This window comes from Enterobacter sp. Res13-Sevr-PEC09-46, from assembly GCF_015672585.1.
GTDB classification, from domain to species: Bacteria; Pseudomonadota; Gammaproteobacteria; order Enterobacterales; family Enterobacteriaceae; genus Enterobacter; species Enterobacter hormaechei_C.
This window is the reverse complement of record NZ_JADABR010000005.1, coordinates 538,363-555,136: the sequence shown is the minus strand read 5'-3', so window position 1 is coordinate 555,136 and position 16,774 is coordinate 538,363. Positions and strand designations below refer to the sequence as shown.

Genomic DNA, 16,774 nt, shown 5'->3' with positions numbered 1-16,774 from the left:
CGGGTTTACGCCATTAATTTCATTAGTTGGTTAATTCGGCATGGTTAGCCGTCTGGGAAATAAGCTCACCACTGCACGAAAATGATTCATTGCTTTAATCAACTCCCGCTTTTCGTCAGTGGTCAGCTCATTAATGCTGATGCTATGACGTTCAGCTGGAATTTTTGCCATAAAGAATATGGCAGCCAGTGCCCGTTTATTTTGTTCATTATTGATATCCCGTGGATCACGCATATCTTTAATAAACCGCTCAAGCTCTGACTCAATATTCAAACCAAAAACTTTCGCCCTTAATTCCGCTATGTGATTAAGTCCATTCAGGCGTTCACCGGGGCTTAATGGAACAGTCGCCGCAGCGCCTTCAATAGCCATTTGTTCCCCCGTTTTTTCGTAGATAGTTCTGCCAGCAATTCATCTTGTGAACGGCACGGATGCCAGCGTTTACCATCCTCACCCATGATCCAGCCGTGACCGTAGTGCATTGCCGGGCTTTGTTTTACCAGCAGCGATGCAAATGATGGTTCTTTCGTCAGCATAAGCACCTCACAGCAAACCGAATGAAGCACCGAGGCCAGTCACGGTATCAACTGCACTCGCCATCGCAGGATTAGCCTGTAAACGGGCCTGCAATGAAACAGCAGCCAGCGCCATCAGTCGTGTTACAGAGTTAATGCTGCTGATAGCATCACGACGACCGGCACTAGTTTTTACATCACCAGATACCGCACCTGCTGCAACACGTCCGATCTCTGCAGTTGCGCTCATGACGTAATGCGGCAGTTTCTCTTTTGCAACCTCATTAATCGGTACACATGGCAGGCAGTGAATCTGTGCCAGAAAACCATCTACCAGCGTTGAATCTTCAGTCAGATCGGTAAGCAGCCAGATTTCTGGTGCGGTTAATAAATGAGGTTGAGATGGGTTCAGCTTGTTCCGCAGAATCTGCACATTCATGCCAGCACGTTCTGCCAGTTGCACCAGGTTGTGGCGCAATGCGAATGCACGACAGGCTTCATCAAAATGTGGATGTTTGGAAACTTGGTAATCAAACATGGTCGACACCCCTGATGTATCCCAAAATGGAACTAGTTGAATACAACATTGCAATCAGTAAGTGCATCAACGGTAAGAGCAGCAAGGTTGATCATCACCTTTTCTCTTTTCTTGTCTTTCCGAAGGCGATGCCGAGGGATGCGACCGTCAGCCAGCATATCGTTAATTGTGTCGATTGAAAGACCAGTAAGTTCGCTATAACGCTCAATTGTGACATGTGGCGTATTCAGAGTTATTGAAATGTTAGGGGTCATGATGCAACATCTCCTATTGGCTTGTGGTGAGCCTGTAGTAATCGTGACAAGTACCCAAATGGGGACAAAACTGATACTAGGATCGCAAAAGAGATATGTCAACATCAAAGTACCCAAGTGAGATCAAAATAAATCCCAATAAAGGTGGTAAGGCTGCGATTGAGCGATTAGTCGAAGCTTATGGCTTTACGACACGACAGGCTTTAGCTGATCACTTGGAAGTATCAAAAAGCACTCTGGCGAACAGGTATTTGCGGGATACGTTTCCTGCAGACTGGATAATCCAATGTGCTCTTGAAACAGGAACCTCACTGAAATGGTTAACCACCGGGCAAGGACTTAAGCAAAGCTCGCTGACAGTAGCCACAGAAGAGCTTCCCAAGTTTCGCCTTACCGCAGGCAAAATGATTGAAGATGGTTCATATGTATTCGATTCATCATTTCTTCCTGCAAATCTTTCATCACCAATTGTTATTCAGGATGGGCTTGTCACATACATTTGTGATCAAAAATTTTCTGAAGTACTTGATGGACACTGGTTAATCAACATCGACGGAACCTATTCCATTCGAAAAATCACAAAGCTTCCAAAAGGTATGATTAAAATTACAACTACAGAGAATAGCTTTGAATGTGCATTTTCTGATATTGAAGTGGTTGCTTGTATAAGAAGTACAATAGTTTCAAATTGATATAGTAAAAGGATTTAAAAATGAATTCATTTTCCATCGTTATATTCTTATTAGCATTTCTCGCCCCTGTTCTAGCTATAATATTATTTAAGCAAAGTAAAGAACACAAAGCCGCCATAGATAACCTGACGGCTAACAACATAGCCCTTTCCAGCCAACTGAGTGAAAATCAAGAAAAGTTAGCACAGACTGCACGAGATCTATCAGAGCTTGAAGGGCGAGCAGCACCATTATGGCAATACGAAGAATTGCACAGCGCAGTGATGGAGGCAGAGAATAAGATAAAAAATGCAGACTCAATAGCTAGGCAAAAAATAGAAGAAGCCCAAATAAAGGCAGCTAAGACAGTAAACGAAGCAAGTTATCAAGCTCAGATAACAATAAGCAACGCTAATAGCGAAGCTATAGCAATCACCAAAGACGCTCGCGATGCACGCCTGAAAGCCAAAGAACGTCTTGATAATGCCAACAGTAAAGCAAATGAGCTGATCTCAAATGCTAATGACAACGCAGTAAAAATTATTTCCGATGCAGAAGAAAGAGCAAAAGAGATTGCTGGTTCAGCATATGAAGCTAAAGAGTTTGCAGAAAAATATGAAGCAGTTGCCAAATCAATGAAAAATAAAATTGAAGGTTATGGCGATGAATGGATCATCCCTAACCGTAGTGTACTTGATGAATTGGCAGAAAATTATGAGTTTACAGATGCAGGCAAGGAATTACAAAAAGCCAGGGAGTTAACAAAATCATTAATAAAAACTAATAAAGCAGCTTCGTGTGATTATGTTGAGCAAAACAGGCGTAATACTGCTATCAACTTTGTTTTGGATGCCTTCAATGGAAGAGTTGACAGTATTTTATCAAAAGTCAAACACAACAATTTTGGAAAACTTTCCCAAGAAATAAAAGATGCATTTCAACTTGTAAATTATAATGGCTCTGCTTTTAGATCCGCAAAAATAAGTGACATCTATCTTCAGGCACGACTCAACGAGCTAAAATGGGGAGTTGCAGTTAATGAAATTATGCTCGAAGAAAAAGAGGAGCAAAGAAGGATTAAAGAACAGCTTCGTGAAGAGGAAAGAGCTCGTAGAGAGTATGAAAAAGCGATAAAAGAAGCCGAAAAAGAAGAAAAAGCTATTCAGCAAGCTATAAATAAAGCAACGAAAGAGCTTATGCTTGCAAATGAAGAACAACGCTTAGCTTTAGAGCAAAAAATAGCTGAACTACAGTTAAAATATGAAGAAGCTGAAGCTAAAAACCAACGAGCTATTTCTATGGCTCAACAAACTAGATCAGGCCATGTTTATATAATTAGCAATATTGGCTCATTTGGCGAAGATGTATATAAAATTGGAATGACACGCCGCCTTGAACCACTTGATCGTGTTCGTGAACTTGGGGATGCTAGTGTTCCTTTTTCGTTCGATGTTCATGCGATGATTTATAGTGATGATGCACCGTCATTAGAAAATCATCTGCATAAAGTCTTCAACGAAAAGCAGGTCAATAAAATTAACTCACGAAAAGAGTTTTTTAACGTAAATATTAAAGAAATTAAATCGGTTATTGAAGATATGAACATCAATGCCCACTGGACAATGTTTGCAGAGGCGAAAGAATATAGAGAGTCACTAGCTATTGAGCAGGAACGCAAAGCAGCCACTTCCGCCAACGATGAACTACATGTTGCTTAGCAATGTATGTTTCATAGCAATCACACATTGATTACTGGTTGTATATACAGTTAAATTTAGCCCTCTGATATGAGGGCTTTTTTATGGCAGTACGAAAACTCACCACAGGAAAATGGCTTTGCGAATGTTACCCCGCCGGACGTAGTGGACGTCGTGTGCGTAAACAATTCGCCACCAAAGGCGAAGCACTGGCTTTTGAGCGTCACACGATGGAAGAAACCGAAGCAAAGCCCTGGCTAGGTGAATCAGTGGATCGTCGAACACTGAAAGACGTGGTTGAGCTATGGTTCAAACTACATGGTAAATCACTGACAGCTGGGCAGCATGTCTATGACAAATTGCTGCTGATGGTTGACGCTCTGGGCAATCCCCTTGCAACTGATCTAACCTCTAAAATGTTTGCCCACTATCGAGATAAACGCCTGACAGGTGAGATCTACTTCAGCGAGAAATGGAAGAAAGGAGCAAGCCCGGTCACCATTAACCTGGAGCAAAGCTATCTAAGTAGTGTTTTTAGCGAACTATCCCGCCTGGGCGAATGGTCGTATCCGAATCCACTGGAGAACATGCGAAAATTCACCATCGCAGAAAAAGAGATGGCATGGCTTACCCATGAGCAGATTGTTGAATTACTGGCTGATTGCAAACGTCAGGACCCAATTCTGGCACTGGTAGTTAAGATATGCTTAAGCACAGGCGCACGCTGGCGAGAAGCCATAAATCTTACTCGTTCACAGGTGACCAAATACCGAATTACCTTTGTAAGAACGAAGGGGAAGAAAAATAGAAGCATCCCTATCAGTAAAGAGCTTTACGAAGAGATCATGGCGCTTGATGGGTTCAATTTCTTCACAGACTGCTATTTTCAATTTTTATCCGTGATGGAAAAAACGTCTATCGTGCTCCCTCGCGGTCAACTCACACACGTTCTGCGCCATACGTTTGCGGCGCACTTCATGATGTCGGGTGGAAACATTCTGGCCTTACAAAAAATTCTCGGACACCACGATATAAAAATGACTATGCGTTACGCACATCTGGCACCGGATCATCTGGAAACGGCGCTCCGTTTCAATCCTCTGGCAACGCTGCCAAGTGGCGACAAAGTGGCGGCAGCGGTTGGCATTACCCCGTAATAACCACCACTGACCACCAACCCAACTTATTGTTTTTACTCTAACTTATTGTTTTCATTAACCCGTTTACATAAATGGGTTTTTTGTTGCCTGAAACTTGCTCATTTTGCCATTTTCGCTTTCTCCTCGCTCTGCAAACATATATGATTTAACACATATGAATGTACGCAGGATCATCCGATGCTTCACCCCGTTCAGCTCTTCAAAACCCTCTCCGACGAAACGCGCCTCTCCATCGTCATGCTTCTGCGTGAAGCGGGCGAGCTGTGCGTCTGCGATCTCTGCTCCGCTACCAACGAGCCGCAGCCGAAAGTCTCCCGCCACATGGCCTTACTGCGCGAGGCCGGGCTGGCCATCGACCGTCGCGAGGGTAAGTGGATCTACTACCGTCTCTCTCCCAACATGCCTGCATGGGCGGCAACCGTTATCGACACCAGCTGGAACTGCCTGCGGGAAGAGACGCGTATGAAGCTGAAAAACCGACTTCCGGGCTCGTGCTGACCAAAACATATTCACAATAACAGATATAATGGAGTAAAAGATGTTTCTGGCAGGAGGGATTTTTTTATTCACACTGGTGCTGGTCATCTGGCAACCCAGAGGGCTCAGCATCGGCTGGAGCGCTACCATTGGCGCCGCGCTGGCGCTGATGAGCGGCGTTATCCACATTAACGATATCCCTGTGGTGTGGAATATCGTCTGGAATGCGACGGCAACGTTTATCGCGGTTATCGTTATCAGCCTGCTGCTGGATGAGTCCGGCTTTTTCGAGTGGGCCGCGCTGCACGTTGCCCGCTGGGGAAACGGTCGCGGGCGATTGCTGTTTACCTGGATCGTGCTGCTGGGCGCAGCCGTGGCGGCGCTGTTTGCCAATGACGGCGCGGCGCTGATCCTCACCCCTATCGTCATCGCTATGCTGCTGGCGCTGGGGTTCAGCAAGCAGGCTACGCTGGCGTTCGTGATGGCGGCGGGATTTATCGCCGATACCGCCAGCCTGCCGCTGATTGTCTCCAACCTGGTCAACATTGTGTCGGCGGACTTCTTTAAGCTGGGCTTCAGCGAATACGCCTCGGTGATGATCCCGGTTGATATCGCTGCGATTGCCGCAACGCTGGTGATGCTGCATCTGTTCTTCCGAAAAGAAATTCCCCCCGAATATGACCAGGCAAAACTCCGCGAGCCCGTACGGGCCATTCACGACCTGCCAACGTTCAGAACGGGCTGGATCGTGCTGCTGCTACTGCTTGTCGGTTTCTTTGTGCTTGAACCTCTGGGTATCCCGGTCAGCGCTATCGCAACAACTGGCGCGCTGATTTTGTTTGCCGTTGCTAAACGCGGGCACGCCATTAACACTGGAAAAGTGCTGCGCGGCGCGCCGTGGCAAATTGTTATCTTCTCGCTGGGGATGTATCTGGTGGTGTATGGCCTGCGCAACGCCGGGCTGACGGAGTCTCTTTCAGGCGTTCTTGATCACTTAGCCGGATACGGACTCTGGGTCACCACGCTGGGAACCGGATTTATCACCGCCTTCCTGTCATCCATAATGAACAATATGCCAACGGTGCTGATTGGCGCGCTCTCCATTGAGGGTAGTGCTGCAACAGGGTTGGTTAAAGAGGCGATGATTTACGCTAACGTGATTGGCTGCGATTTGGGGCCGAAAATTACCCCCATAGGAAGTCTGGCTACCCTGCTCTGGCTCCATGTGCTGGCACAGAAAAACATGACTGTTACCTGGGGCTACTACTTCAGGACGGGCATCATAATGACCCTGCCGGTTCTCTTTGTGACGCTCGCCGCACTCGCGCTACGTCTCTCCTTCACACCATAATGAGTCACTGATATGAGCTACATCACCATTTATCACAACCCCGCCTGCGGCACGTCGCGCAATACGCTGGAGATGATCCGCAACAGCGGTACGGAACCAGAGATTGTCCTCTATCTGGAAAACCCGCCGTCACGCGATCAACTGACCAGGCTGATTGCAGACATGGGGATTTCCGTGTGCGATCTGCTGCGCAAAAACGTCGAGCCTTATGAGCAACTGGGCCTTGCCGGGGGAAATTTCACCGATGACCAGCTTATCGATTTCATGCTGCAATACCCCATCCTGATTAACCGTCCGATTGTGGTGACACCGCTGGGCACCCGTCTGTGCCGTCCTTCTGAAGTCGTTCTCGACATCCTTCCGGACGCGCAAAAAGGGGCATTTACAAAGGAAGATGGCGAAGTCGTCGTTGACGCCAGCGGGAAAAAAATCTCCCGACAGTAAGCGTAGCCGGGGCGAGTGCTATCAGACGGTATCCTCGCCTGCAATCCGCCCCACCATCACCCGGATCTCCTCCCGGGTTAACGGCGACCGATCGGTCACAAAATGCAGCGTCATCCCCTCGATAAACGCATCCAGCGCGCGGGCGGTGGCCGGATCAAACCACTGCTCCAGCGTAGCCTGGCTCATCTTCATCCAGTCCTGCATCACCGTTTTCAGCGCGGCGCTGCGGTGCATAAACGCGTACAGCTGATACATCAGCGCCATATTGTGTGGCGTGGTCACGGCTGAACTGTGGATCAGCGTGGTAATGGCCTCGCACGCCCTCTCGCGCCCCGTAACCCCCGCGAAGAAATCCCGGTACTGCTGAGACATCTGCTGCGTAAACCACGTGAATGCCTCCTCCAGAAGCGACTCCATCCCGTCGAAATAGTAGGTCATCGACCCCAGCGGCACGCCTGCGCAGGTGGCAATTTTGCGGTGCGTGACGGCATGAATACCGTGCTCAGCAATGGTGTCCAGCGTCGCCTGGAGTATCTTCTCGCGGCGGTTAGGGTCGTTCGGTGGTCTGCTCATAAAATCCTCATCCGGTTTATGTACAAATGTACACAAAGTTGCTAGTGTTGTCGCTATTGTTGTACTTCTGGTGCTGATCCCAATGACGCTAACTTCTCCTCGCAAAGCCCTGCATCTGCGCATGTGGGCGCTGTTTATGTTCTTCTTCATCCCCGGGCTGCTGATGGCTTCCTGGGCAACGCGCACCCCGGCAATCCGCGATACGCTATCCGTTTCGACGGCGGAGATGGGGATCGTGCTGTTTGGCCTGTCGATTGGCTCGATGAGCGGCATCCTCTGCTCGGCCTGGCTGGTGAAGCGCTTTGGCACGCGCGCGGTGATCCGCACCACCATGTGCTGCGCACTGGTAGGTATGCTCGGTCTGAGCGTGGCGCTGTGGTTCGCCTCGCCGCTGATGTTTGCCCTTGGCCTGATGGTATTTGGCGGCAGCTTTGGTGCGGCGGAAGTGGCCATTAACGTCGAGGGGGCCGCCGTTGAACAGGCGATGAACAAAACGGTGCTGCCGATGATGCATGGCTTTTACAGCCTCGGCACGCTGGCGGGCGCGGGCATAGGGATGGCGCTGACGGCGCTGGGCATTGCGGCCAATGTGCACATTTTACTCGCGGCGCTGGTCTGCATTATCCCGATCCTCACCGGCATCAGGGCTATTCCCGCAGGCACAGGACAAAATGCCTCGGACGAACAGAAGTCTGCGGCAAAAGGGTTGCCCTTCTATCGCGATTTCCAGCTGATGCTGATTGGCGTGGTGGTACTGGCGATGGCGTTTGCTGAAGGCTCCGCCAACGACTGGCTACCGTTGCTGATGGTGGACGGGCACGGATTTAGCCCCACCTCCGGCTCGCTGATTTACGCCGGGTTTACGCTCGGCATGACCGTCGGACGCTTTACCGGGGGCTGGTTTATCGACCGTTACAGCCGCGTGGCTGTCGTCCGTGCCAGCGCCCTGCTGGGTGGGCTGGGCATCGCGATGATTATCTTTGTGGATGTGGACTGGATTGCCGGCGTGTCGGTGATCCTGTGGGGACTGGGCGCCTCCCTTGGCTTCCCGCTGACCATTTCCGCTGCCAGCGATACCGGCCCCGACGCGCCGACGCGCGTGAGCGTCGTGGCGACCACGGGCTACCTCGCTTTCCTGGTGGGCCCGCCGCTGCTTGGATTCCTCGGTGAGCACTACGGGTTACGCAGCGCGATGCTGGTGGTATTAGGGTTAGTCATTATTGCCGCCCTGGTGGCGCGAGCGGTGGCAAAACCGGAAGCAGAAACAACGTCAATGGAGAAGGGATATGAGCGTTAAACTGATTGCAGTCGACATGGATGGCTCCTTCCTGAGCGATGCGAAAACCTATAACCGCGCGCGTTTTCTGGCGCAGTACGCGCGCATGAAAGCGCAAGGCATCCGTTTTGTGGTCGCCAGCGGAAACCAGTACTACCAGCTGATCTCATTTTTCCCGGAGATCGCCCATGAAATTGCCTTCGTCGCCGAAAACGGCGGCTGGGTGGTGGATGCGGGCGAAGACGTGTTTAACGGCGAACTGTCGAAAGAGCATTTTCTGACCGTCGCCACCCTGTTAAACGACGTGCCCGGCATTGAGATAATTGCCTGCGGAAAAAACAGCGCCTACACGCTGAAAACGTATAACGACCTCTTCAAAGAGATTGCTGCGAAATACTATCACCGCCTTGAAAGCGTCAGCAGCTTTGACAACCTCAACGATATTTTCTTCAAATTCGGGCTAAACGTCTCTGACGACGAAATTCCGCGCATTCAGGCGCTGCTGCATGAGAAGCTTGGCGACATCATGGTGCCGGTGACCACGGGACACGGCAGTATCGACCTGATTATCCCCGGCGTACACAAAGCTAACGGCCTGCGGATCCTGCAAGCGCGCTGGGGCATTGAGGACAGTGAAGTGGTGGCCTTTGGCGACAGCGGTAACGACGTGGAGATGTTGCGCCAGGCAGGGTATGGCTTCGCGATGGCCAATGCCAGACCGCACATTAAGGCGGTGGCCCGCTATGAAGCGCCGAACAATAATGACGAAGGGGTGCTGGACGTAATTGATAGGGTGCTGGATGGGAGGGCGCCGTTTAATTGATTCCGTGCGCTCTGGTGCCCTCACCCTGACCCTCTCCCACAGGGAGAGGGGACTGTCCCGAGCTCGCCCACGGGGGAGAGGGAATAAGAATTACGGTTGCAGGGCGTTTCCGACGCGTTTGTCTTTCAGGAATACCACCATCAGGGCAATCCACAGCACGCCGTTGGCGAGGTTAAACAGGCTGAACAGTCCGTTACCGCCGAAAGCATAGGCATGCTTGCTCACCTCAATACCGACGGTGAAAATCAGCATTTGCAGCATACCCATCGCGGCAGACACCGTGCCTTTACTCATTTCACTGGCGAACAGCGTCAGGCGTACCAGGCCAGCATTCGCCACGCCAATACCAAACGCGTAAATGCTCAGCCCCGCCGTCATCCACAGGTACGCATGGGACGAGGCTACGGTCGCCACCGCCGCGATAATCAGCCCTGCCGCAATGGGCCAGCCGCCCATAATAATCAGCGAACGCACGGTACGGCGGGACGTCAGACGTGCCAGCACCAGGTTACCGATAATCAGCGCGCCAAAAATCGGCACCTGTAACAGGCCATACTCATAGCTGCTAAGCTGTTCGCCGCTGATGATAATGACCGGCGACTGGGCAATCCACGCCAGCAGCGGTAGGCTGACAAAGCCCGTCGCCAGCGCGCCCGCGACAAAACGACCGTTTTTCAGCACCGCCTTATAGTCACGCCCCAGCTCTTTAAGCGAGAGCTTTTCGCCTAGGCGGGTGGCGGTCTCCGGCATCGCACGGTGCAGCCCAAAGAAAGAGATGGCCGCAAGCGCGGCAAAGAGGACGAACATCCCTTCCCACGGCGCAACGTGGACCCATGCGGCTCCCACCAGCGGCCCCAGAAGCGGCGCAATCAGCGCCACGTTCGCCATCAGCGCGGTTATTTTGATACATACCGCCTCCTCAAACGACTCCTGAATAGCGGCGTAGCCCACGGCGCCAATAAAGCACAGGCTCACGCCCTGAAGGAAACGCAGCAGCGTGAATTGCTCAATGTTCTGCGCCAGCAGCGTGGCGAGACAGGTGACGATAAACCACACCACGCCCGTCAGCATCACCGGGCGGCGGCCAATACGATCCGACAGCGGCCCTAAAAGCCACTGTAAAAACATGCCGCCCGCCAGATAGGCGGTCATGGATGTAGGTACCCACTCAATACCTGCGTTGTACTGCTCAACCACAGCCAGCATGCCTGGCTGGATCATGTCGTTGCCGATGTAGGTAGAGAATTCGTAAAGCACCAGACACAGAGGAAAAAGTAACGCCTGACGACCCAGACGATTACCGGAAGAAGAACGGTTTATCATGCAATCTCTTTAGTATGAAAAAATCGCGATGAGTGTAATGAATTGCCGCTGTCTGAGATAGCATAATCACGTGAAAACACAGAAATAAGGCACTTATCGTTGTTGTTTAAGGTTTCCTTAAGTTGCCCTCCCTATGATAGTGCTATTTCACGTTATTGACCGAAACTATGACACACGCCGTCAGCCCTTCAGAATTATCTAAGTTACCGACAAATAAGACAAAAAGCCTTTACCGTTTTTCTGCCCGCTTTTATGGTTATCAGCTTTTCGGGCTGATCGTCCTTGCGCTGCTTTTTACCTGGCTTTCGCGCGATGAATCGCTTGACCGATGGATAACCGGCTTCTGGTATGACGCGGCGACGCACCATTTCCCGCTACAGCAAAACCCGCTGCTGGATCTGCTGAACCATCGGCTGGCGAAATATGTGACCATTGCGCTGGCTGCCGCATCGCTGATTTACGGCGCTTACAAACGCAATGCCCGGCTGGTGACGGCCGCGCTTCTGATGGGGCTGGGGGCGCTGGTAGTTGGGGTGCTGAAAAGCATAAGCCACCACAGCTGTCCGTGGGATCTGGTGGAGTATGGCGGCAAAGCCGTCTCGTATCCCCTGTTCAGCGCCGTTCCGGCAGACAGCGGACCGGGACGCTGCTTTCCCGGCGGCCACGCCTCAAGCGGGTTTATGGTGATGGGGTTGTTTTTTGCCTTCTGGCGTGAACGTCCGCGCCTGGCATGGTCCTTTGTCGCGTTAGGCGTTGTTATGGGGCTGCTGATGGGATTCGGGCAGGTCATGCGCGGCGCGCATTTTTTCTCTCACAACCTGTGGGCCGGGTGGTGGGTCTGGTTTTCCCAGGTGCTGGTTTACGGGCTGGTTTCCACCTGGTTTGCTAAAGAGTAACGAGATTATGTTAGAAAATCTGAACTACGAACTGTTTTACCTGCTCAACGCCACGCCAGCATCACCGGAATGGATGATCGATCTCGCCACCTTCATTGCGAAAGATGTGATCAGCATTGTACCGGCGCTGGCGGTGATCCTCTGGTTATGGGGACCTCGTACACAGGTCACCGCCCAGCGCCATCTGGTGATCAAAATGGCGATGGCGATCGGCGTGAGCGTGCTGGCAAGCTACGTGCTGGGCCACGCCTTTCCGCACGATCGTCCGTTTGTCGATCGCGTCGGCTACAACTTCCTGCACCATGCGCCGGATGACTCGTTCCCGAGCGATCACGGCACGGTGATCTTCACCTTTGCGCTGGCCTTCCTGTTCTGGCATCGCCTGTGGTCTGGCATGGTGCTGATGGGGGTGGCGGTCGCCATCGCCTGGTCCCGCGTCTACCTGGGCGTGCACTGGCCGCTGGATATGGTCGGCGGTTTCCTGGTGGGGCTGATGGGCTGCGTCAGCGCAGCCATCCTGTGGAGCCTCTTTGGTCCGGCGCTTTATCGTGGATTATCACAGGCCTATCGCGTTCTGTTTGCCCTTCCGATCCGCAAAGGCTGGATACGTGACTAACCCCGGTCCGTCAGGTTACACTTGAGCCCCCGCCCTGCGGGGGCTCACTTTTTTAGCCCGAGGATCTATGGAAACACGTCGCGATGACCGCATTGCTCAGCTGCTTCAGGCGCTGAAGCGCAGCGATAAGCTGCATCTTAAGGAAGCCGCTACCCTGCTTGGCGTGTCTGAAATGACCATTCGTCGCGATCTGAACAGCGACAGCGCCCCCGTTGTGCTGCTTGGCGGGTATATTGTTCTGGAGCCGCGTAGCGCCAGCCATTATCTGTTAAGCGATCAAAAAACACGCCTGGTGGAAGAGAAGCGCAAAGCCGCGCGGCTCGCCGCCTCGCTGGTGCAGCCGCATCAAACGCTGTTTTTTGACTGCGGTACGACAACCCCGTGGATCATCGAGGCCATCGACAGCACCGTTCCCTTTACCGCCGTCTGTTATTCGCTAAACACCTTCCTGGCCTTGCAGGAGAAACCGGCGTGCCGGGTGATTTTGTGCGGCGGCGAGTTTCATGCCAGCAACGCCATCTTCAAACCGCTGAATATTCAGGACACGCTGAGCAATGTATGCCCGGATATCGCCTTTTACTCTGCGGCGGGTGTGAATGTGAAACAGGGGGCAACCTGTTTTAATCTTGAAGAGTTACCGGTGAAACAGTGGGCGCTCAACGCCGCACAGCAGCATGTGCTGGTGGTTGATCACAGTAAATTTGGCAAGGTCCGTCCGGCAAGGATGGGGGAACTGTCGCGCTTTGACGCCATCGTCAGTGATTGCCGCCCGGATGACGAGCTGGTGTCGTATGCAAAGGCGCAGCAGGTGAAGTTGATGTATTGAGGTTATGCCGGGTGGCGCTTCGCTTACCCGGCCTACAACAGCTCGAACGAAGGCCGGGTAAGCGCAGCGCCACCCGGCAAAAACCTAGCTGAACCAGCTGCCAAACCAGCCGTGGAACTTCATTAACACAAAGTCCCACATCCGGCTGAAGAAGCCCCCCTCTTCCACCGCTTCCATCACCACCAGCGGACGCTGCTCAATGGATTTGCCGTTAAGCTGGAAATCTATCGTCCCGACCACCTGGCCTTTTTTCAACGGCGCGGTCAGCTGTGGCTCGGTCAGGGTATAGCTGGCTTTCAGGTTTTTCAGCTGACCGCGTGGAATGGTGACGGACCCCGCTTCACCTGCCCCCAGGTTCACTTCACTTTTATCCCCAAACCAGACGCGCTGGCTGACGAAGGTGGCGTCCGGCTTAATCGGCGTGACGGTTTCAAAGAAGCGGAAACCCCAGGTCAGCAGTTTTTCGGATTCATTAAAACGAATGCGGTCGGTTTTCGTCCCCAGCACCACCGAGATCAGGCGCATGTCGCCCTGCGTCGCAGAAGCCACCAGGTTGTATCCGGCCCCGGCGGTCGTCCCCGTTTTCATGCCGTCCACGTTAACGTTACTGCTCCAGAGCAGACGGTTACGGTTAGGCTGGCGGATATTGTTGAAGGTAAACTCTTTCTCTTTATGGATGGCGTACTCATCCGGCACGTCATGGATCAGCGCTTTGCCCAGCAGCGCCATATCGCGCGCGGTACTGAACTGACCGGGCGCATCCAGGCCGTGAACGGTTTTAAAGGTGGTGTTGGTCAGACCCAGTTTTTGCGCGTAGCCATTCATCAACCCAATGAATGAGTCCTGACTGCCTGCGACGTAATCGGCCAGCGCAATACAGGCATCATTTCCCGACTGAATAATGACCCCTTTATTCAGATCGGAAACGGAGACCTGATCGCCGGGCTTCAGGAACATGACGGACGAGCCGCGCAGCGCCGGGTTACCCGTCGCCCAGGCATCTTTGCCGACGGTGACCATGTCATCCAGCTTGATCTTGCCCGCTTTCAACGCCTGGCCCACAACATAGCTGGTCATAATTTTCGTCAGGCTCGCCGGGTCGAGTTTTTCGTCGGCGTTACCTTCCGCCAGCACTTTCCCGCTGGCGTAATCCATCAGGATCCAGGCGCGCGCATCGACAGGCGGCGCTTCGGGCGCCGTCTGTTCCGCCGCATGGAGCGTTGGGGCAAAAAGGAAAAGCAGCGCCGAGCCTGCCGCCAGGCTGCGCAGAGAAGAAGTTTTTTGCGTCATAAATGCCACCCGAGTGTCCATTCTAAAAATCACGTCACAATCACCGTGTCGCAAGAAGCGATGAGTAATAGCGCACTACAGCGTTCAAAGAAACCTGTTCCAGGTAAAGTTTTTAAAGTTTATGCAATAACATTCAGATACGCTTTGATTGCGGCGTTTTTTTTAGCATCTGTTGCGTAATTGTTAGGTTTATCTCACCATGGCGAAAAGCTGACTCGGATTCACATCTCATCGGGAGTAAATATGATTACGCTGTGGGGCAGGAACAATTCGACTAACGTGAAGAAAGTGCTCTGGACGCTGGAGGAGCTGGATTTACCGTTCAACCAAATCATGGCTGGCATGGCGTTCGGGGTGAATAAAGACGCCGACTATCTGGCGATGAACCCAAACGGACTGGTGCCGTTGCTGCGCGATGACGAGACAGACGCCACGCTGTGGGAGTCCAACACCATCGTGCGTTATCTCGCCGCGCAATACGGCCAGGGTCGCCTGTGGGTGGAAAATCCGGCCCGGCGCGCGCAGGGCGAAAAATGGATGGACTGGGCAAACCAGACGCTTTCCCCCACGCACCGGGTGATCCTGATGGGGCTTGTCCGCACGCCGGAAGCCGAACGTGATTATCCCGCCATTCATGCCGCCCAGGACGCCTGCGAATCCCTGTTCGCGATGATGGACGACGAACTGGCGAAGCACGCCTGGTTCTCCGGCGACACCTTCGGCGTGGGCGATATCGCCGTCGCCCCCTTCGTCTGGAACCTCACTAACATGGGTCTTAGCTGGAGCCCGCGCCCTCACCTGGAGCGCTGGATCCAGCAGCTTAGCGAGCGCCCGGCGTATCGCAACGTGGTGATGATCCCGGTGACCTGATTACGACCTGGACGGGCTGACTTTCAGCAGTTGCCCGTCCGTCTCGTCAGTCAGCACGTACAGATAGCCATCCGGCCCGACGCGCACATCGCGAATACGCTGATCTTTATCGCCCAGAATGCGTCCGTCCTCCGTCACGCTATTGCCCTTCACGCTCAGCACGATGACGTCTTTCTCCTTCAGCGCGCCTATAAACAGCTTGTTTTTCCACTGCGGGAAGACGTCGCTGTTGTAGAACGCCATGCCGCTGACGGCGGGCGATACTTTCCAGACAAACAACGGCTTTTCGGTGCCCTCGACGTGCTCGCCTTTCGCTTCCGGGATTTTCAGGCCGCTGTAATTGATCCCGTGCGTCGCCAGGGGCCAGCCGTAGTTTTTGCCCTTCTCAGGAATGTTAATCTCATCCCCACCGCGTGGTCCGTGTTCGTTGAGCCACAGCGTGTCGCTCCACGGATTCATCGCCATCCCCTGCGGGTTGCGAATGCCATAGGACCAGATTTCAGGGCGCGCACCGGCGGTGTTCACAAACGGATTATCCGGCGGCACTTTTCCGTCCTCCGTCAGGCGCACCACCTTGCCCTGAAGCTTGTCCAGCTCCTGCGCCGTCGGGCGCTGGTTGTTTTCACCCAGGCCAATAAAGAGATAGCCTTTGCCGTCGAACACCAGCCGTCCGCCAAAGTGGTTGCCGGTAGAGAGCTTCGGCATCTGTCGGAACACCACCTGGAAGCCCTCAATGCGCGAAAGGTCATCGCTCAACCGCCCGTAGCCCACGGCGGTACCCGCTTTGCCATCATTACCTGCCTCGGCGAAGCTGAGCCAGACCCGCCGTGACTGTGCAAAATCCGGGGCCAGCGCGACGTCCAGCAGTCCGCCCTGGCCGCTCGCCCACACTTTCGGCACGCCGACAATCGGATCGGAGAGCCCTTTTCCTGCCTGCCAGTGCTTAAGCTGCCCGTCTTTGAGCGTGATGAGCAGCCCCTTGTTATCTGGCAGAAACGCCAGCGACCAGGGGTGATCCAGTTTTGTCTGTAGCACGTCGACCTTAACCGTCTCAGGCGCTGCAAGCAGTGAAAGCGGGAATAACAAGACTGGAAGGAAAATCAGCGAGGATCGAGGCATAACGCACTCCTTTATCGACATATGGCTTAAAGATTAGCCACTGTTCCCGGGTGCG

The 16,774-nt window shown here is 52.9% G+C and carries 20 protein-coding genes; 12 read left to right on the top strand and 8 right to left on the bottom strand.

Going from position 1 to position 16,774, the window contains the following annotated elements:
- Window positions 1-30: 30 nt before the first annotated feature.
- The 4 genes from IMQ56_RS03880 to IMQ56_RS03865 are packed head-to-tail and all read right to left on the bottom strand — an operon-like array spanning window position 31 to window position 1,307.
- Window positions 31-372, bottom strand: a complete 342-nt coding sequence (locus IMQ56_RS03880; protein ID WP_000963473.1) for a DUF5347 domain-containing protein — start codon at window positions 370-372, stop codon at window positions 31-33.
- A complete protein-coding gene (locus tag IMQ56_RS03875) occupies window positions 336-536 on the bottom strand; it encodes a phage filamentation protein Fil family protein (RefSeq protein ID WP_000956182.1) in 201 nt (66 codons plus the stop codon). The genes IMQ56_RS03880 and IMQ56_RS03875 overlap by 37 nt, the downstream gene beginning before the upstream one ends.
- 7 nt (window positions 537-543) lie before the next feature.
- Window positions 544-1,053 carry a phage regulatory CII family protein gene (locus IMQ56_RS03870; protein WP_000460897.1) on the bottom strand — a complete coding sequence of 170 codons (510 nt, stop codon included), beginning with the start codon at window positions 1,051-1,053 and terminating at the stop codon, window positions 544-546.
- A gap of 32 nt (window positions 1,054-1,085) precedes the next feature.
- Window positions 1,086-1,307: a hypothetical protein gene (locus tag IMQ56_RS03865; RefSeq protein ID WP_000188448.1), complete on the bottom strand. Its 222-nt coding sequence runs from the start codon at window positions 1,305-1,307 to the stop codon at window positions 1,086-1,088.
- Window positions 1,308-1,402: 95 nt separating this feature from the next.
- On the opposite strand from IMQ56_RS03865, the gene IMQ56_RS03860 reads away from it, so the two are divergent.
- The 6 genes from IMQ56_RS03860 to arsC all read left to right on the top strand — a co-directional run bounded on the left by IMQ56_RS03860 (window position 1,403) and on the right by arsC (window position 7,107).
- Window positions 1,403-1,999 (top strand): phage repressor protein CI, encoded by a 597-nt coding sequence (locus tag IMQ56_RS03860; protein ID WP_000107904.1) that lies wholly within the window; start codon window positions 1,403-1,405, stop codon window positions 1,997-1,999.
- 20 nt (window positions 2,000-2,019) lie between these two features.
- The gene (locus IMQ56_RS03855; RefSeq protein ID WP_025649891.1) at window positions 2,020-3,696 is read left to right on the top strand and encodes a DUF4041 domain-containing protein; all 1,677 of its coding nucleotides are present in this window, start codon (window positions 2,020-2,022) and stop codon (window positions 3,694-3,696) included.
- A gap of 83 nt (window positions 3,697-3,779) precedes the next feature.
- Window positions 3,780-4,832, top strand: coding sequence for a tyrosine-type recombinase/integrase (locus tag IMQ56_RS23110; RefSeq protein WP_000290933.1), 1,053 nt, complete (start codon window positions 3,780-3,782; stop codon window positions 4,830-4,832).
- Between the two features lie 180 nt (window positions 4,833-5,012).
- On the top strand, window positions 5,013-5,333 hold the full coding sequence (locus IMQ56_RS03845; protein ID WP_015571018.1) for a metalloregulator ArsR/SmtB family transcription factor: 321 nt from the start codon (window positions 5,013-5,015) through the stop codon (window positions 5,331-5,333).
- Window positions 5,334-5,373: 40 nt separating this feature from the next.
- Window positions 5,374-6,663 (top strand): arsenic transporter, encoded by a 1,290-nt coding sequence (locus IMQ56_RS03840; protein WP_039271233.1) that lies wholly within the window; start codon window positions 5,374-5,376, stop codon window positions 6,661-6,663.
- Window positions 6,664-6,675: 12 nt separating this feature from the next.
- On the top strand, window positions 6,676-7,107 hold the full coding sequence (arsC, locus tag IMQ56_RS03835; protein WP_015571020.1) for a glutaredoxin-dependent arsenate reductase: 432 nt from the start codon (window positions 6,676-6,678) through the stop codon (window positions 7,105-7,107).
- Window positions 7,108-7,128: 21 nt separating this feature from the next.
- On the opposite strand, the gene IMQ56_RS03830 is transcribed toward arsC, so the two are convergent.
- Entirely contained in the window at window positions 7,129-7,680 is a 552-nt protein-coding gene (locus tag IMQ56_RS03830; protein ID WP_015571021.1) for a TetR family transcriptional regulator, read from the bottom strand.
- An 82-nt stretch (window positions 7,681-7,762) separates the two neighbouring features.
- On the opposite strand from IMQ56_RS03830, the gene IMQ56_RS03825 reads away from it, so the two are divergent.
- Complete coding sequence (locus IMQ56_RS03825; protein WP_047063417.1) at window positions 7,763-8,977, top strand: MFS transporter; 1,215 nt, start codon at window positions 7,763-7,765, stop codon at window positions 8,975-8,977.
- On the top strand, window positions 8,967-9,779 hold the full coding sequence (locus IMQ56_RS03820; RefSeq protein WP_045327996.1) for a Cof-type HAD-IIB family hydrolase: 813 nt from the start codon (window positions 8,967-8,969) through the stop codon (window positions 9,777-9,779). The genes IMQ56_RS03825 and IMQ56_RS03820 overlap by 11 nt, the downstream gene beginning before the upstream one ends.
- A 90-nt stretch (window positions 9,780-9,869) precedes the next feature.
- Here IMQ56_RS03820 and IMQ56_RS03815 read toward each other — a convergent pair whose 3' ends face one another.
- Window positions 9,870-11,102 (bottom strand): MFS transporter, encoded by a 1,233-nt coding sequence (locus IMQ56_RS03815; protein WP_032608925.1) that lies wholly within the window; start codon window positions 11,100-11,102, stop codon window positions 9,870-9,872.
- A gap of 167 nt (window positions 11,103-11,269) precedes the next feature.
- Here IMQ56_RS03815 and IMQ56_RS03810 point away from each other — a divergent pair, with 167 nt between their 5' ends.
- The 3 genes from IMQ56_RS03810 (at window position 11,270) to deoR (ending at window position 13,440) form a co-directional block, all read left to right on the top strand.
- A complete protein-coding gene (locus IMQ56_RS03810) occupies window positions 11,270-11,998 on the top strand; it encodes a phosphatase PAP2 family protein (protein ID WP_032653080.1) in 729 nt (242 codons plus the stop codon).
- A gap of 7 nt (window positions 11,999-12,005) precedes the next feature.
- Window positions 12,006-12,614: an undecaprenyl-diphosphate phosphatase gene (gene ybjG, locus IMQ56_RS03805; protein WP_015571025.1), complete on the top strand. Its 609-nt coding sequence runs from the start codon at window positions 12,006-12,008 to the stop codon at window positions 12,612-12,614.
- Window positions 12,615-12,681: 67 nt separating this feature from the next.
- On the top strand, window positions 12,682-13,440 hold the full coding sequence (gene deoR / locus IMQ56_RS03800) for a DNA-binding transcriptional repressor DeoR (protein ID WP_017384886.1): 759 nt from the start codon (window positions 12,682-12,684) through the stop codon (window positions 13,438-13,440).
- Window positions 13,441-13,524: 84 nt separating this feature from the next.
- Here deoR and dacC read toward each other — a convergent pair whose 3' ends face one another.
- Entirely contained in the window at window positions 13,525-14,730 is a 1,206-nt protein-coding gene (dacC, locus tag IMQ56_RS03795; RefSeq protein ID WP_023296184.1) for a serine-type D-Ala-D-Ala carboxypeptidase, read from the bottom strand.
- 243 nt (window positions 14,731-14,973) lie between these two features.
- On the opposite strand from dacC, the gene IMQ56_RS03790 reads away from it, so the two are divergent.
- Window positions 14,974-15,600, top strand: coding sequence for a glutathione S-transferase family protein (locus tag IMQ56_RS03790; RefSeq protein WP_017384888.1), 627 nt, complete (start codon window positions 14,974-14,976; stop codon window positions 15,598-15,600).
- On the opposite strand, the gene IMQ56_RS03785 is transcribed toward IMQ56_RS03790, so the two are convergent.
- Window positions 15,601-16,719 carry a PQQ-dependent sugar dehydrogenase gene (locus IMQ56_RS03785; RefSeq protein WP_017384889.1) on the bottom strand — a complete coding sequence of 373 codons (1,119 nt, stop codon included), beginning with the start codon at window positions 16,717-16,719 and terminating at the stop codon, window positions 15,601-15,603.
- Window positions 16,720-16,774 lie beyond the last annotated feature (55 nt).

What these genes read in the sequence shown, in the direction of transcription:
- IMQ56_RS03840 (WP_039271233.1), top strand. Translation starts at nt 5,374, where the DNA reads ATGTTTCTGGCAGGAGGGATTTTTTTATTCACACTGGTGCTGGTCATC.
- IMQ56_RS03855 (WP_025649891.1), top strand. Translation starts at nt 2,020, where the DNA reads ATGAATTCATTTTCCATCGTTATATTCTTATTAGCATTTCTCGCCCCT.
- IMQ56_RS03880 (WP_000963473.1), bottom strand. Translation starts at nt 372, where the DNA reads ATGGCTATTGAAGGCGCTGCGGCGACTGTTCCATTAAGCCCCGGTGAA.
- IMQ56_RS03845 (WP_015571018.1), top strand. Translation starts at nt 5,013, where the DNA reads ATGCTTCACCCCGTTCAGCTCTTCAAAACCCTCTCCGACGAAACGCGC.
- IMQ56_RS23110 (WP_000290933.1), top strand. Translation starts at nt 3,780, where the DNA reads ATGGCAGTACGAAAACTCACCACAGGAAAATGGCTTTGCGAATGTTAC.
- IMQ56_RS03815 (WP_032608925.1), bottom strand. Translation starts at nt 11,102, where the DNA reads ATGATAAACCGTTCTTCTTCCGGTAATCGTCTGGGTCGTCAGGCGTTA.
- ybjG (WP_015571025.1), top strand. Translation starts at nt 12,006, where the DNA reads ATGTTAGAAAATCTGAACTACGAACTGTTTTACCTGCTCAACGCCACG.
- IMQ56_RS03860 (WP_000107904.1), top strand. Translation starts at nt 1,403, where the DNA reads ATGTCAACATCAAAGTACCCAAGTGAGATCAAAATAAATCCCAATAAA.
- IMQ56_RS03790 (WP_017384888.1), top strand. Translation starts at nt 14,974, where the DNA reads ATGATTACGCTGTGGGGCAGGAACAATTCGACTAACGTGAAGAAAGTG.
- arsC (WP_015571020.1), top strand. Translation starts at nt 6,676, where the DNA reads ATGAGCTACATCACCATTTATCACAACCCCGCCTGCGGCACGTCGCGC.
- IMQ56_RS03870 (WP_000460897.1), bottom strand. Translation starts at nt 1,053, where the DNA reads ATGTTTGATTACCAAGTTTCCAAACATCCACATTTTGATGAAGCCTGT.
- IMQ56_RS03875 (WP_000956182.1), bottom strand. Translation starts at nt 536, where the DNA reads ATGCTGACGAAAGAACCATCATTTGCATCGCTGCTGGTAAAACAAAGC.
- IMQ56_RS03865 (WP_000188448.1), bottom strand. Translation starts at nt 1,307, where the DNA reads ATGACCCCTAACATTTCAATAACTCTGAATACGCCACATGTCACAATT.
- IMQ56_RS03820 (WP_045327996.1), top strand. Translation starts at nt 8,967, where the DNA reads ATGAGCGTTAAACTGATTGCAGTCGACATGGATGGCTCCTTCCTGAGC.
- IMQ56_RS03810 (WP_032653080.1), top strand. Translation starts at nt 11,270, where the DNA reads ATGACACACGCCGTCAGCCCTTCAGAATTATCTAAGTTACCGACAAAT.
- IMQ56_RS03830 (WP_015571021.1), bottom strand. Translation starts at nt 7,680, where the DNA reads ATGAGCAGACCACCGAACGACCCTAACCGCCGCGAGAAGATACTCCAG.
- dacC (WP_023296184.1), bottom strand. Translation starts at nt 14,730, where the DNA reads ATGACGCAAAAAACTTCTTCTCTGCGCAGCCTGGCGGCAGGCTCGGCG.
- IMQ56_RS03825 (WP_047063417.1), top strand. Translation starts at nt 7,763, where the DNA reads ATGACGCTAACTTCTCCTCGCAAAGCCCTGCATCTGCGCATGTGGGCG.
- deoR (WP_017384886.1), top strand. Translation starts at nt 12,682, where the DNA reads ATGGAAACACGTCGCGATGACCGCATTGCTCAGCTGCTTCAGGCGCTG.
- IMQ56_RS03785 (WP_017384889.1), bottom strand. Translation starts at nt 16,719, where the DNA reads ATGCCTCGATCCTCGCTGATTTTCCTTCCAGTCTTGTTATTCCCGCTT.